This window comes from Clostridium sp. YIM B02506 (assembly GCF_022324845.1).
Taxonomy (GTDB): Bacteria; Bacillota; Clostridia; order Clostridiales; family Clostridiaceae; genus Clostridium_T; species Clostridium_T intestinale.
On record NZ_JAKGTG010000053.1, the window covers coordinates 1 to 13,785 of the forward strand.

A 13,785-nucleotide genomic window follows, 5' to 3' on the forward strand; every position below is an offset into this window, starting at 1 on the left:
TCTTCAATTCTTCAATTCTTCAATTCTTCAATTCTTCAATTCTTCAATTCTTCAATTCTTCAATAGGGATTTTCTCTTTTCAGCGATTTTTTAGCAATGTCTTTTTTAAATCAATTTGCTAAATAATTAGATTAATACTGAGAAATTTATCTAAGAAGTGGAGGTTATTAGATTCTGAAATAAGAAAAGAAGCCCTGCGGCTTCTTCAAAATATCCTTTAATTATTTTAAGTTATCTAAAGCTTCTTCTGAAGATATAAAATAAAATATAGCTCAAAAGAGACACAAACAAACATTGCTACTGATACTAATATTGCGGCTCTTAAGTCTCCCAAAACTATTAATATACCTTCTACAATTACCATTACTACTACGAAAAGTACCATTGTATGCTCTGCTGCTTTTCCACGAATCACTTTATTTCTTTCATCACAACTATATTGATCACTATTAGTCAAAAAAAAGAAGAAGTACAATGTCTTCTCCTAATTATCTGTGTTATTGAGTTGTTTCAATTCAATATTTTACTTATGCAGCTGCATCAGGATAATTTATTATCAGTACCTCTGCATTACTATTTAACACTTCATCAATTAATCTTTCCAAAATTAAAGCTATTTTATTTTCAACATAATATTCTCCGCATTGAGTACAGATATTAGCAGGCACATTTTTAATAATTATTATATGTCCATTTATATCCACAATATGGTTAACTAATCCTTCTATTAAAGTACCTTTACACATAGCGCAATCCATTATAATCGCCTCCTATACCTTAAATCTTTACTCCATTGAGATTTATCTGGATAATATGCTGTTATCATCCATAAATAATTTTGCCCTATTGAGCAAACAACATGCATTCCTGTTTCTTTGTCTTTAAAACCTAATATTAGTGCACTTGGAAATGGATAGTCATTTTTATAAAATTCTATTATCTCTCCACACATTATACAATCCAAGACTTCTCTGATTTTTATTCCTCTTTGTTTCATTCTAATAAGAATATGATTTCTCCATTGAATTTTATCTTCTTCAACCAATATCCTTACATCATCTATATTGAATTCCATTTTTCACCTATGTTTTTCTAGTTATTTATCTATATTATATACCAAACCACATTTTAATTAAACATGATAAAATTTTCTTTTTATTAGTTTTGCTCACAAATCTTTTAATTAAGTAAATTAGCAAAAAAAGAAGAAGCTCAATGTCTTCTCCTAAATGTCCCTATTATTTAATTCTAGTTTTTAAAGCATAAACATTGCACACATAAGTGGTAGTGCTTTTCTGTAGTCTTTGCCAACTACAAGATATGCAGCTCCATAAAGGAAACCTGCAAATGCTGATAATATTCCAACTTTGATACTTCCTTTTGATACAATGTGCATAAGTCCCCATGTTAAAGCAAGAACAATTCCTCCATAAGGAACCTTATCGTTTTTAAACCACTTTTCACAAGCTTTCTGACCAAATATTACGATTAAAGAAATTAGGAAAGCTTCAAAAAGATAATAGATGTACTGAAAAGTAAATTTCAAGGCTCCTAATCTTTGAAATTCTAAAAGAGGTTTAAATCCTTCCCAACTAACATAAAAGTAAAGGATGGAAATAGCCAAACATACTACAATACCTATGTACTGCCAAGGCTTCAAGTTGCTTTTATTTTCCCATAAATCAAAATTATATTTTTTCTTTGCTAGATTAATTAAAAATAATCCTACCAGTAACCATATAATGCAAGTAAGTATCCAATGAATTATGTTTTGTGTTAAAGTGTATGTCCCCATTTTCATTCCAAATAGAGGTTCAATAACCCACACCAAAACAAGTTCCATTCCTATTCCTGCAAAGGCATATAGGGCTAAGTTTAGATAATCCATACCTGTAACTTTCTTTTCCATTAATTCTAAGTCCCCCTTATTAAATTACAATTATTCACTTTAATTATATCATTATCCAATTGCATTTAGCACCATATTTATATGAACATAAAAGTTGTTTATTATATGTATTCTCCTACTCTTAATGATATAAATAATTGGCTGAGTAAATGATGAGGATTTTTTTTATGTACTCTTTATAGTAATGTTTCTATTTCACAGTTTTCAATCAATCCATTCAATATAACTTTTGTTCGAGTTCCTTTTAAATTAAGCAATTTGCAAAAATCTTGTATCCTGTACTCTTTTCCCTTATCCATAATATAAGCCAAAATCAAATCATACTGCTGTTGTGTGTTTTAGTTATTTTTTTATCGGCGTTTTTTTATCGCCGCCTTTTTATCGCCGATTTTTATTTCTTTATAATTTAGATTCTTCAAAACAAGTAAAAATGAATCATTATCAGAATTAAACTTAGGTTCCATGTCTGAAATCTCCAAAATCAATGATCCACCAATTTATTTAAAAGTCAAAAAAAGAGCTCGGAATCCTAATTTATAAGGGTTCCGAGCTTTTAAATCATTTACGCTATTTTATTATTATTTAACTGTCTAACCACAGTATAAAATATCCATCTTTTCAATAAACTCTCCCCATGATGGGTTTATATGTTTATCTTTTTTAGTTAAATAGTATAAATATTTATAAATAAATCTTAACTTATCTTTATCACCAATATCATTCTTTATAAAATAATATATAACTTCATATGGCTTAATAGCAGATAATTGTTCTAAACTTGTGTCCAGATTTTCTGCATCCTCAACCAATCTTATTGCATTTGAATCGTGAGAGCAGAAGTATAGTAGTTGCTTTGTTGCTATATAAGATAGTGATTTTACTTCACCTCTATCATTTCTATTATCTATAATTGGATCATAATTAGTATATTTTGCAATCTTTGATTCTATAGTTGCTCTAACTATTTCCTCTTGCTCGCTTAAATTTGAATCATAATAAATGTATATACTTGGCGATACATCATTTACTTTATTATCGATTAACTTTTTTATACTGTTAGATTCAAATTCCTTATAAACAGCTTCATGAATCCCTATTGGTTTAAAAGTATCAATAAATGGCTCTATCCAATAATTTTTATAAAATTCAAAGGGTACTGCCTTAATAGCACTATTCTCTTTTGATCTATCCGGTGGAATGAATATATTAGCATCTATTAAAAATATTTGATTTCTATTTTCTAAAATAGATACAAATCCTTGATTTTTATATTGTAAGTTTACATCTTTAAATTTCATTTTTGGCACCAAACATTTCTTCCATTTCAGCTATATCTTCAATATCAACATCTTCTATAATTCCAAATTCATGTATTTTTTTATCAAATATTTCAAGGGATTCAATAAAATCTGATAGTGATACTATTCCGTCTTCATAATTTCTAACTACGGTTTCAAGATCACTTCCATCTACCCCTTTTTTCATAGTTTTTGAATTTAACAACTTAAATATTTCAGCATTGATACTAAGTCCTATGATATAGTACTCATCATTTTTATTCCTAGTAGGCTCATTAAATAGCTCACTATACTGAATTCTTGTTATAGCATCTATTTCTAATAGTCTTTTAACAATAGCTTTATATGGTAACCTATATTCACAGTGAAGCCTAGCAATCAATCTAAGAAGAGTTGAATGTCTCCACTTATATAGTTGTAGTTGTCCATCATTTACTTCTTTTATTTCTTTTTCTAATTTATCTGTTGGCAATAGAAACTCAGCTGAAAATCTATTTGCCTTTAATTCTCTAGTGGATTGTTTATCATTTGATATTCTACATAAATGAACACTTGATTCCTCATAATAATGATAAAGTTCATGTCCTAAAGCAAAAATTTGATTATCATAATAATCATTTGTATTTAATCCAATGAATTTAGTTTTGCCGTTTTTCTCCTTAATACAGACATAAACTGCTGAAAAAAACAACTCATCAGTACTACTATTTTCAATAGGAACATATATTAATTTTATACCTTTTTCTCTAATAAATTTTAATATATTATCTCCCATTGGAGCAGTTCCTATATCTAATTCTCGTCTCTTCTCTTTTGCCATTTCAGATAACTCATAGATTTGTTTTAATGACAACGCATTACTATTCATTATAAACTCTCCTTAACTGTTCATGCTTTTTTAAACAAAGCATCATGGAGATCATAGTTTCTAAGCCTTGCCTCTCTTCTGGAGTCCTAGCTTCTCCTTTCATTGCCATAAAAACATCTTCTGTTTTCTTATCTTCTAGTATACTATCAAAATCTATCTCTAATATCTCTAAAAGCTGTTGTAGTTGATTTAAAGATGGAACTGTTTTTCCTAACTCAATCCTTCCTATAACCTGTCTATTAATACCTGTCAGCTCACCTAATTGATCTTGTGTAATATCTTTTTCTTTTCTTTTTTTAGATACTAATAATGATAGTTTTTCTAAATCTATTTTTTTCATATTTACGCTCACCCCACAAATAATGATATTATTTATATCATATATTATGCCTATCTTTAAGATAATGATACAATAAACATACATTTTTATCAATGATAGTTTTATTTATAACTAAAAGTTAAGCAAGTTATTTTCTTTATTTTGACATTTTTCTAGTTTACTCGATAATTTCTACATGGTATAATTTGTATAAAAAGAAACAAGGAGCTTATCTATGAATCATAATGTAATATACAAAATACCTAACCCACTCATTGATGAAAAAGAAAGCCAATCTTTATATAAATTAACTGAACGATATAATAAAATAATTGCTCCTAAAAGAGTTCATAAGATAGGAACTAAGTTCAATGAATTAATTCCTCACAAAGTAAAAGCTATTGGAAATAACATCAAAAATAGCATAACAGAACAACAACTTTTTACCCAAGCAATGAAAGTAGTGGCTGAAGGCTTTGATGTTGTTCAAAAAACTGCGGCAAAAACATCTCTCAGTGAATCATATATTGTCAATAAAGTGAATAACTTAACCGCTGAAAATAACATTACTAGTATAAATGAAGTTTGCCTTTCTCGTTCTTATGACATATCAAAATTAGTCTCTAGATATAAAACTGGAGACTTGGGTTTAGCACTTATTGAAGGCGGAGTAACTGGAGCCTTTGGATTCGCAGGACTTCCATTTAATCTTGTTTTAAGTACTTTTATTTATTATCGTGCTGTTCAATCAATTGCTATGTACTATGGATATGATGTTAAAAATGATTCTGCCGAGCTTATAATTGCTAGTGATGTTTTTATAAACGCACTTAGTCCCAAAAGTAAAAGTTCAAATGAAATAACTGATGTCATAGGAAAGATTCTGCTTATGACTGAATTAACTGCAATTAAGCAAACTGCACAAAAATCATGGTCTGATATGGCTACACGCGGAGGATTAACACTTTTGATTACTCAAATGCGTGCATTAGCAAACAAATCTGCACAAAAAGCATTAGAAAAAACTGGTCAAAAAGGGCTAGAAGAAAGCTTATTTAAAGGAATCTTTGAACAAATCGGTAAAAAGCTTACCAAAAAATCACTTGGTAAATCTATCCCTTTTATCGGTGGTATTATAGGGGCTCTCTTTGATACCGCGCAAATGAATGTAATTCTAGAGTATGCAGACGTTTTTTATAACAAACGATATCTTCTAGAAAAAAATATCAAAATCAATCAATTAATATATACATACTCAGATGATAATATAATTATTGATATAACTGATATTAATAGTTAAAATTCAAAAATAAGATATTATCATTTATCCATAATCTAGCTATAAAAGTGTATCGCGCTACACAAAAAAGCCAAAAGAACTTCGTAAATACATCATTCTCCTGGCTTTGTTTTTTTACTTAAACTCAATAATAGCTGTTAGGTTCCCAGTTCAATCATAGAATACACCACACCTTTTACTTCGTTTATTATTCTTGTGGTTACTTTTCCTAGTAGTTCCCATGGAAGATCTCAAGAAGTCAAATGTTTAGTATTAACGCACTGGCATACTTAATTACTTTCATTTTTTTACTCTCAATAAATCATATAAAGTAGTTTCCCCTTTTTTAACATCGGCTTTTTGACGATATGTTGTGATTGCGGATATTAACATTTTTATATTTGAAAAATACTCTTCAACAAATTTATAGCTTTTAACATCGCTATACTTTAAATTTTGTTTGCAATAGTCACTTGGTTTCTTTTTGGTTTTGTTATAGTCATCATATTTATCTTCATTATGAATTATTAGCATCTCTATTTCAGGTGCAGTTATAACGTTAATAACTTTAACTTTATTCTCATATAGTTTACTCAACTTAAATTTTTCTCTCCTTGAGTCCAAAATACGATAAACCGTTATCTTCTCATTAAAAGTCTTTCTTAAATAATCTTGTTCAAATTTTTGAGCTGAGCGAGTTCTAATTACTTTTTCATCTAAAAGTTGTTCCTTTTCAAAAATTATAGCATTATTCTCTAGCAAAATATCCATTATGGCTTGTTCTGCTCCACCTTCACATATGCAAGCTATGATATTATCATCCATATTCTTATACCTCGCTAGCTTTTGGAGTCTTTTTAAGTGCTCTTTTAAAGTTAATATACGATTTATAAGATGGAGTAGTGTTTTCTAAATAACCACTTTGAAATAATTCACTCTTTTTAACATCATTTCTTTTTAATATGGATGATAAATTTTCAATATTAATACCATTTATATTCTTTATTATATATATATTATCGTTTCTTTCAAAAATATCTAATAATTCAACATAATGAGTTGAAAAAATCAAAACAGCGCCATTTGTATTAACTTCACTATCCATAAAAAATCTTATCAATGTTGAAACAATTTCTTTGTTAAAGTGATTTTCTAGTTCATCAATTATTAGATATCCACCTTCTTGTAAAATGAGCATAGCTGTCATAAAAACATTTATACCTTTAACAGTACCAGATGAAAGATATTTTCTTATTTCTAAAAGAGAATAAATAACTATCTCTTTTTTATTATAAAACTTCAATCGAATTTCAATTTCTTTATCACTTTCGATCTCTTTACACTCTAAATATTCTATACTAGGATCTAAAAATTGTACTAAGCTAAGCGGAAAATTGCCTACTACTCTTAATCCATTAAAATTTGTCCAATCAAGTGAATCAATTACATTTAAAGAGTTATTATATTTTTTATTATATGCAATCATAACACTTACATCATCCAACAAAAACAACTCATCTTCTTTTCTTTCTTCTACTGGAGAAATATTTGAAAAATCAAATAAATCATTTTTTGAACGTACAGAATTTATTGACTTTGTCCAAAGTGTCTCATTTGAAATAAAATATTTGCTTTTCAATTCATTTTTCAATTCTGATTTTAAGCGCTTCGTTTTTATTACCGATTTTAACCTAGACAGTTTTCCACCTCTATCAATAAAGAAGATGTTGAAAATAACTTCATCATGTTCTTCCAACCCTTCTAAGATTTCATTGCATTCAATGGTATTAATTGGCTCATTATTAAGTAGTTGCAATGCAAATGAGATAACTTTTAGTGTTGATGTTTTTCCTGATGCATTTATTCCTACCATTGAAATAACGTTATTGATATAAATGTTAGAAAAAACATTTGTGAGCATTTCATTTTTATCAGAACTAACACGCTGCTTAGCATAGAAATCAATATCTATTTCTTTTTCAAACAACTTTAATCCAGATGCCTGTATTTTCAAAATTTTCATCTTCATATTCATCTCCTATTCATGTTTTTATCATACTATATTATAGGGTAAAAATCAATAAAATATACATATAAAAACATAACTTCCGTTTTTATATGCTAAATTCAGCTATATGATTAGTATATTTACTTTAAAATAACCTCTAACAGTCTTTTAACTTGTTCGGTCACTTGTTATCTAACTTGTTCGGTATCTGCTATTTTACTCAAAAAAAACGCCACAACCCTTTATTTCAATGGTTGTAGCGTTTTTTTTTATTATTCAAACTCTATCATAGATGGTTCTCATAATTGGCTTAAACTCTAACTTTATAAAGAATAACACTAATTGGTGACATCTATGGGGGGATTTAGTTATTTTTTTCTGTAATTTACTTAGTTTTTTAAATATTAACTACATTTTTTTATTTCACTAATACTATGATTTCATTTTAAGTGTTCTTACCACTTCCTCAGTTACTTTATCATAAAAATCTATTACGAATGCTGTTATATCTTCTAGTTTTAAGACCATATTTTCTGTTGGATGTGTTTTCTTTTTTTGCTTAAAGCTTTCTATTTCTGCATCTATTGTTCCATCATCAATAAATAATATTGACTTCACACTGACATCCTTATTATGTTTATTTGAATTATTTAGATCATAAATATATTTATATTCATTCTTCCTAGTGTAGTCTCTAATTTTCTTTGCTATATTTTTATATTTGGAGCATTTCTCCATTTCACGTACTACATCAATAAGATATATATTATCATTTCTGATATCCAATTCAAATATATTTAATAAAAATTTGCCATATATATCAAAAAAACTATGTAAGGAACTAAAAAAAGTAAAATTAATTTTAGCCAAAAAGCTGTTATATGGCATCTCATATCCACAATATAATATTCTAGACTCTAAAAAAAACTTATCTGAAACGGAACCCTTCTCCCTTAAAATTTCCCCCATCTTTAGTTGTCTTTTTCCCCATTCATCCTTTGCATAATCATACGCAAACAAATCATGAATAGCATAGATTATTCTATTTATTGCAGATTCAAGATACGATAAACAATCACTTTTACCTTCATTTTTAAATATCTCTTTCCATTCTTGTGGTATATCACTTTTAAATACAAAGCCTTTCGAATTCATTTTAAACTTCTCCTATTAAAAATTTAATATAAATAGTTCTATATAAATTATAACACTACTATATATATTAATTAACAAAATATTATTCAATTCTCAAATAGTATATTTACCTAGCATTTATTTCAAAGTACATATTATATTAATAAATTCTACTAAAATCTATTATTAACATATACTTCTTTAATCTTCTCTAGTTTAGGAATGACTATTTGAGCATAATCATTTGCATGTGCAGAAACATCACTTGTTTGTAATTTGAGTAATCTTTCAAAATTTATTTTCCCTATTCTATCTACAACTAATTTTATTTCATTGTTTGTTGGCTTGATTTTTTTATCATGAATCTTTATTAAAGTACATACATCATGTATTATACTTTCATCATAACCAAGTCTATTAAGTACAAGCTTAGATATTATACAACTAACTTCCTCATGTCCCCAATAATGAACCTTTTCATTTATTTTTTTCTTAACATAAGGTTTACCGATATCGTGAAATAGTGCTGACAGTTTAAGTGTTAAATCAGAATCTACACCTGCAACTACATGAAGAATGTGAGTATAAACATTATATTTATGTGCTCTATGCTCATGCTCACATTTACAAACTATTAATTCAGGTACTAATTCTAAGATTTTATTTGAATAATCTAATACCTCAACTCCATTTTTATTGAGAAGTATATTAGTAAGTTCATCTCTATCACTCACATAACTCATATTAATTACTCCTAACCTTCTATTTTTCTATATTTTACTTTACTAAATGCTGATATTATACTTTTTATCGTTGATTTTTCCCATGTAGAAAGCCATATCAGACTTCTTTCTTCTTCTAAAGTTAAGTTGGTATCTACAAATATTTTATTTAATACATCAATATTTTTTTGATTTCCTTCAAGCTCTAAAATAGTATTTTCACATATCTTTCTTCTAATCACGTTCATGCTCCTTACTTCCTTATTTATCATTGATAGAATCCTTTTAACTTCATTGCTACATGGTTCTATACCCTCACTACACTTATCACAGAGAATACGACCATCTTTAGACGTAAAATGCTCTTGAATGCTCTCTTCAACTTCAATACCACATACATAACAAGCACACTTCATCAAAATCCCCCCTACACTATTTCTTTATACTTAAAAATATAAATCTCCCATTCCAAATGCCATTGACAGCGAGCCTCCGGGGACATAATTCTTACAAGCCTACAGAGCTCCTTGTTAAATAACAGGCTCATACCTAAAAAGGCTATCATGTCCCCCCTCACTGTAAATGGTGCACTACGTCATTCTCCATTCACTATATCCTATACTTTCAAACTACTTTTTTAGTGATTGATTTCCATTAAACTTGATTTTTGTTGATTCAGCAGTTTTAATTGTGATATTACCAGTAATTCTCTCAGCTATTTCAGTATCTGCTCCACTCCACATATGTGCATAATGTTTTAAAGTTATTTCTGGGCTACTATGTCCCATTCTTTGACATAAAACCAATACTGATACATTAAACTCATTAATAAGATAAGAAGCATGAGAGTGCCTTAATCCTTTTGCTTGTATCTTCTTAACTCCTGCAAACTTGGAATAGCGACTGATTATTCTACCTATCGTTGATTTTATCATTGGTGACCCATCATAACTAAAAACAAAGCTATCTTCTTCACCTAGTCCAATTTCCTTTTGTCTAACTCTCCACTCTTTTAAGATTTTTATTGTATCATCATCCAATGCAATTATTCTTTTACCATCTTCTGTTTTTGTATAAGAGTTTCTTTTCCACTCTGTTTTATTCTTAATAATAAGCATATGATGAACGATTAAACGCTTTTTTACAAAATCAACATTATTCCAATACAATGCAGTGCCTTCATTTACTCTGACCCCCGTCATGTAATAAATCCAGATTATTACGAAGCTTAAAAACTCATAGAAATCTTCTATATAAATTGTATTAATAACCTTCTCAAATTCTTGTTTTGTCCAATATGGAACTATCGCTTTTCCTTTTTGAATTCCTTTGACCTTTTTAGATACATTCTGCTCCAAATACTGCATTTCTACTGCTTTATCTAAACTCTTACGAAATACTCCAAAAACAAGACTAGCATATGCTTGAGAATATCCCGCTCCCCCATCTTCACTACCTGTCAATAACCATGTCCTAAAGGTTTGTACGTGTTCTATAGAAATAGAGCGAAGTGGGATAGAACTAAATCTATCCCTTATATTCTCCAAAATCCTTTTTTTCACATAGAACGTACTCTCCTCAACTTCCGTTTTATAGTACGGTATATAAACTTGATTCATAAATTGCTCATAAGACATCTTATAATTTGCATAGCTGTTAACTTTATGATATTCTCTTTTTAAGCGAGTTAACTCTTTGTTAGCTTCAAACGCTGAAGTAAAATGCCGCCCATTCAAATCTGTTCTCGATTTCTTCCTTATTCTTTTCCCCGTAATTCTATCTGTTCCAAACTCTGTTTGATAGAAATAATTTCCCTTATCGTCAACATATACGCCTGGATATTTTGTTTTTTGTTGTGTTTTATTTTCCATCTGAAACACTCGTTTCTAAAGCTAAAGAAAATCCTAATATAGATTCAACTGCTTCTCTAGGAACTATGCCTAATCTCTTATTATTATAATAGGGACATCTCTTCTCATTAACCATAATAGCCTTAGCTTGCCTAATTAATGAAATAGCTTGGTATTTTTTAAATCCCATTTCTATCAAATCGTCTTTACATATTGTAACACTCATTTATATAGCTCCTTTCATGTCTAATATTCATCTTCACTTACTAACTCTAATATACGCTGCTCTATTAACGTTTCATCAAATTTAGTAATTTTTTCTCTTCCACTTTCAATTAATTCTTTCAAATAAATTTCTGCATATTCTTCACCGTATACACTTTTAAAAGCTTCATATACCATACTTATTGATTTGGCAGTATTCTTTTCAATCCACTGCTTTTTCTTTTTTAAAGTGATTTTTTCACGTTGAACTTTTAATGGTATAGTTTCAATTTCATCAATAAAATTTCGCCACCATCGCATATTAGGAAGTCTATCTTTATTATGTATATCACTAGCATTTTTAGGTTTAGTTTTAAATGAATAATGAGCCGATAAAATACCTTTTATTATAGCATTCAAAGGTTTACCGCTAGATATTTTGAATGCTACTAGCATAGCTTTCTTAGCAGTCAACTCTAATTCCCATCTAACCCATTTATCGACATCATGAACTTCCCCAACATTATCCCTTCTTTCTTGCTTCTTATCATAAATTCTAAGTATCTGAGGTGGAGCACCGATATAAATAGTAAATCCAGTTAGTTTTCCATCTAAAATTCTTCCACTGTTAATTTCTACAAACTTATGACTTTTAGTAGATAGTTGCCCTCTCTTTATATAATCTTGTATCACTTTTACAGCTGGACTTGATTCATCAAATATATCCAAAGCTAAGTCAATTCTTGTGAATATACCTTTAATCTCTAATATTAAAGAAATTAGCTTGTACCAATGCCAACCTTCAACCCTGCACATATATTCCTCATATTGTCTACAAGCTTGCCCAGCCATATCTATAAGTATATTACTGTGTGTTTGACTTGAATGAAGATTAATATTAGCAAAACTGATACAACTATCATAAGTAGGGAATGGGGAACCCTTTAAACTTGAACCTGCAAATTCAGAAAAGGAAATCCCCAAAATATCATTTGCTACACTAGCAAATTTACTGTTTGGAATTGAACAACGTAAATAATCAATTAAACACTGATTACTTTTCTTTTGATTCATTTACTTTACCTATACTATATCCATCTGCTTCAATTTTAATAGTGTCATATATCCAAGCATCAACCATAGCTTTCCCTTGTCCTACAAACACTTTCTTATTCACCTTTTTAGGTTTAACCTTTAATCCTCTGAAAGATATTGGTATAAATTCCCCTTCCTCAAAACTTTCTGCATTAGGTTTGTCATTTTGACCTTCAATAATGACGGTTATAGGATTTCCTATTTCTGTTGAACCATTTTGAATAACTAACTTTATAAAGTTAAAATCATATGTTTTGAAAATTAGAGTATACTTACCAGTTTCAACTAATTCCCCGTTAAAATTTTTTTCTTTCTCTAATTTAACAATGATACCTTCTTTAGGAACAACCATTGATACAGGAACTCTAAATTGAGAAATATCAAAAAGTAAATCTCCTATTTCTATACTCTCTGAATCATTTAAACTATGTAATGTTGTACTTTTTAAAATCAATTTTTCCATTTTTAATACCTTCCTTTTTTAAATATTTTTGAACTTCTATTCCTAAAATATAAGCCTTTTACTTTTCCGAAATCTCGGAATTTCACACACCCTTCTATCCCTTATATTTTATGGCTTTACAGAGTTTTTTTTGAGGGTGGTTACCCAGTGTTACTCACTGGGTAGTTCGTTTTTCAAGTAAATTTTTAATGTTTTGAGCTATCGCTCAATTGTGATTTTTATAGAAGATTTTCGGTCATTCCATTCGGATAGCAGAGCTACCGCCTACAATCATCTATCAAAATAACAATTATCAATTATTGAATATCATTTTTAGATTTAACTAAGCTTTCAATTTTTTCTAAGAAATCAAAGTCTTTATCAATATAAGGTGTTTCAAAATAGACAGGAGCATTGTGTATTCCATCTATCTGAATATATCCTCCACCTTTTTCTGTAATAGTTTTATATTCTATATTATTAGTATCAAATATCATGTTATATCCTATTTTGTCCATAGCTCCTAAACCTGCTTTAAATCCCATCTGTGACCTAATATTAGTTGGTAAGTCATCAGCGGACGGTCAATGTCGTCAACTTAAGGAAATATGAAAAATTAATAAAAAAACACTTGACAATAGGTAAGAAAAATGAAGC

At 28.7% G+C, this 13,785-nt stretch carries 18 protein-coding genes; 1 reads left to right on the forward strand and 17 read right to left on the reverse strand.

Annotation, left to right across the window (positions count from 1 at the left end):
- Positions 1–235 precede the first annotated feature (235 nt).
- The 7 genes from L1S49_RS22540 to L1S49_RS22570 form a co-directional block, all read right to left on the reverse strand.
- Complete coding sequence (locus L1S49_RS22540) at positions 236–457, reverse strand: DUF2178 domain-containing protein (RefSeq protein ID WP_238907543.1); 222 nt, start codon at positions 455–457, stop codon at positions 236–238.
- Between the two features lie 70 nt (positions 458–527).
- Positions 528–758 carry a type II toxin-antitoxin system MqsA family antitoxin gene (locus L1S49_RS22545; protein WP_238907544.1) on the reverse strand — a complete coding sequence of 77 codons (231 nt, stop codon included), beginning with the start codon at positions 756–758 and terminating at the stop codon, positions 528–530.
- Complete coding sequence (locus L1S49_RS22550) at positions 758–1,075, reverse strand: DUF4258 domain-containing protein (protein WP_238907546.1); 318 nt, start codon at positions 1,073–1,075, stop codon at positions 758–760. Before L1S49_RS22550 ends, L1S49_RS22545 begins: the two co-directional genes overlap by 1 nt.
- A 180-nt stretch (positions 1,076–1,255) precedes the next feature.
- Positions 1,256–1,909, reverse strand: coding sequence for a hypothetical protein (locus L1S49_RS22555; protein ID WP_238907547.1), 654 nt, complete (start codon positions 1,907–1,909; stop codon positions 1,256–1,258).
- Between the two features lie 590 nt (positions 1,910–2,499).
- A complete protein-coding gene (locus L1S49_RS22560) occupies positions 2,500–3,207 on the reverse strand; it encodes a hypothetical protein (RefSeq protein ID WP_238907549.1) in 708 nt (235 codons plus the stop codon).
- Positions 3,197–4,075: an ImmA/IrrE family metallo-endopeptidase gene (locus L1S49_RS22565; RefSeq protein ID WP_238907550.1), complete on the reverse strand. Its 879-nt coding sequence runs from the start codon at positions 4,073–4,075 to the stop codon at positions 3,197–3,199. The genes L1S49_RS22560 and L1S49_RS22565 overlap by 11 nt, the downstream gene beginning before the upstream one ends.
- Positions 4,068–4,415, reverse strand: a complete 348-nt coding sequence (locus tag L1S49_RS22570) for a helix-turn-helix transcriptional regulator (protein WP_238907555.1) — start codon at positions 4,413–4,415, stop codon at positions 4,068–4,070. Before L1S49_RS22570 ends, L1S49_RS22565 begins: the two co-directional genes overlap by 8 nt.
- A gap of 214 nt (positions 4,416–4,629) precedes the next feature.
- Between L1S49_RS22570 and L1S49_RS22575 the strand changes: the two genes are divergently transcribed.
- Positions 4,630–5,694, forward strand: coding sequence for an EcsC family protein (locus tag L1S49_RS22575; RefSeq protein WP_238907557.1), 1,065 nt, complete (start codon positions 4,630–4,632; stop codon positions 5,692–5,694).
- Positions 5,695–5,973: 279 nt separating this feature from the next.
- Here the strand turns inward: L1S49_RS22575 and L1S49_RS22580 are convergent, their stop codons facing one another.
- The 10 genes from L1S49_RS22580 to L1S49_RS22625 all read right to left on the reverse strand — a co-directional run bounded on the left by L1S49_RS22580 (position 5,974) and on the right by L1S49_RS22625 (position 13,673).
- Entirely contained in the window at positions 5,974–6,498 is a 525-nt protein-coding gene (locus tag L1S49_RS22580) for a hypothetical protein (RefSeq protein ID WP_238907558.1), read from the reverse strand.
- Positions 6,499–6,502: 4 nt separating this feature from the next.
- On the reverse strand, positions 6,503–7,702 hold the full coding sequence (locus L1S49_RS22585) for an AAA family ATPase (protein ID WP_238907559.1): 1,200 nt from the start codon (positions 7,700–7,702) through the stop codon (positions 6,503–6,505).
- A 411-nt stretch (positions 7,703–8,113) separates the two neighbouring features.
- Positions 8,114–8,836: a hypothetical protein gene (locus tag L1S49_RS22590; protein WP_238907560.1), complete on the reverse strand. Its 723-nt coding sequence runs from the start codon at positions 8,834–8,836 to the stop codon at positions 8,114–8,116.
- A gap of 152 nt (positions 8,837–8,988) precedes the next feature.
- Positions 8,989–9,558 (reverse strand): HD domain-containing protein, encoded by a 570-nt coding sequence (locus tag L1S49_RS22595; RefSeq protein WP_238907564.1) that lies wholly within the window; start codon positions 9,556–9,558, stop codon positions 8,989–8,991.
- An 11-nt stretch (positions 9,559–9,569) separates the two neighbouring features.
- Positions 9,570–9,953 carry a hypothetical protein gene (locus L1S49_RS22600; RefSeq protein WP_238907566.1) on the reverse strand — a complete coding sequence of 128 codons (384 nt, stop codon included), beginning with the start codon at positions 9,951–9,953 and terminating at the stop codon, positions 9,570–9,572.
- A 213-nt stretch (positions 9,954–10,166) separates the two neighbouring features.
- A complete protein-coding gene (locus L1S49_RS22605; RefSeq protein WP_238907568.1) occupies positions 10,167–11,408 on the reverse strand; it encodes a site-specific integrase in 1,242 nt (413 codons plus the stop codon).
- Positions 11,398–11,613, reverse strand: coding sequence for a DUF3173 domain-containing protein (locus L1S49_RS22610; RefSeq protein ID WP_238907569.1), 216 nt, complete (start codon positions 11,611–11,613; stop codon positions 11,398–11,400). The genes L1S49_RS22605 and L1S49_RS22610 overlap by 11 nt, the downstream gene beginning before the upstream one ends.
- Positions 11,614–11,633: 20 nt before the next feature.
- The gene (locus tag L1S49_RS22615) at positions 11,634–12,665 is read right to left on the reverse strand and encodes a replication initiation factor domain-containing protein (protein ID WP_238907573.1); all 1,032 of its coding nucleotides are present in this window, start codon (positions 12,663–12,665) and stop codon (positions 11,634–11,636) included.
- Positions 12,646–13,149 (reverse strand): peptidase, encoded by a 504-nt coding sequence (locus L1S49_RS22620; protein ID WP_238907574.1) that lies wholly within the window; start codon positions 13,147–13,149, stop codon positions 12,646–12,648. The genes L1S49_RS22615 and L1S49_RS22620 overlap by 20 nt, the downstream gene beginning before the upstream one ends.
- 296 nt (positions 13,150–13,445) lie before the next feature.
- Positions 13,446–13,673 (reverse strand): hypothetical protein, encoded by a 228-nt coding sequence (locus L1S49_RS22625; RefSeq protein WP_238907576.1) that lies wholly within the window; start codon positions 13,671–13,673, stop codon positions 13,446–13,448.
- Positions 13,674–13,785: the final 112 nt, after the last annotated feature.

Bases quoted from the DNA above. Each gene is read 5' to 3' on its own strand.
- L1S49_RS22595 (WP_238907564.1), bottom strand. From the start codon at position 9,558: ATGAGTTATGTGAGTGATAGAGATGAACTTACTAATATACTTCTCAAT.
- L1S49_RS22625 (WP_238907576.1), bottom strand. From the start codon at position 13,673: ATGGGATTTAAAGCAGGTTTAGGAGCTATGGACAAAATAGGATATAAC.
- L1S49_RS22620 (WP_238907574.1), bottom strand. From the start codon at position 13,149: ATGGAAAAATTGATTTTAAAAAGTACAACATTACATAGTTTAAATGAT.
- L1S49_RS22550 (WP_238907546.1), bottom strand. From the start codon at position 1,075: ATGGAATTCAATATAGATGATGTAAGGATATTGGTTGAAGAAGATAAA.
- L1S49_RS22610 (WP_238907569.1), bottom strand. From the start codon at position 11,613: ATGAGTGTTACAATATGTAAAGACGATTTGATAGAAATGGGATTTAAA.
- L1S49_RS22545 (WP_238907544.1), bottom strand. From the start codon at position 758: ATGGATTGCGCTATGTGTAAAGGTACTTTAATAGAAGGATTAGTTAAC.
- L1S49_RS22570 (WP_238907555.1), bottom strand. From the start codon at position 4,415: ATGAAAAAAATAGATTTAGAAAAACTATCATTATTAGTATCTAAAAAA.
- L1S49_RS22615 (WP_238907573.1), bottom strand. From the start codon at position 12,665: ATGAATCAAAAGAAAAGTAATCAGTGTTTAATTGATTATTTACGTTGT.
- L1S49_RS22560 (WP_238907549.1), bottom strand. From the start codon at position 3,207: ATGAAATTTAAAGATGTAAACTTACAATATAAAAATCAAGGATTTGTA.
- L1S49_RS22580 (WP_238907558.1), bottom strand. From the start codon at position 6,498: ATGGATGATAATATCATAGCTTGCATATGTGAAGGTGGAGCAGAACAA.
- L1S49_RS22555 (WP_238907547.1), bottom strand. From the start codon at position 1,909: ATGGAAAAGAAAGTTACAGGTATGGATTATCTAAACTTAGCCCTATAT.
- L1S49_RS22565 (WP_238907550.1), bottom strand. From the start codon at position 4,075: ATGAATAGTAATGCGTTGTCATTAAAACAAATCTATGAGTTATCTGAA.
- L1S49_RS22590 (WP_238907560.1), bottom strand. From the start codon at position 8,836: ATGAATTCGAAAGGCTTTGTATTTAAAAGTGATATACCACAAGAATGG.
- L1S49_RS22605 (WP_238907568.1), bottom strand. From the start codon at position 11,408: ATGGAAAATAAAACACAACAAAAAACAAAATATCCAGGCGTATATGTT.
- L1S49_RS22600 (WP_238907566.1), bottom strand. From the start codon at position 9,953: ATGAAGTGTGCTTGTTATGTATGTGGTATTGAAGTTGAAGAGAGCATT.
- L1S49_RS22585 (WP_238907559.1), bottom strand. From the start codon at position 7,702: ATGAAGATGAAAATTTTGAAAATACAGGCATCTGGATTAAAGTTGTTT.
- L1S49_RS22575 (WP_238907557.1), top strand. From the start codon at position 4,630: ATGAATCATAATGTAATATACAAAATACCTAACCCACTCATTGATGAA.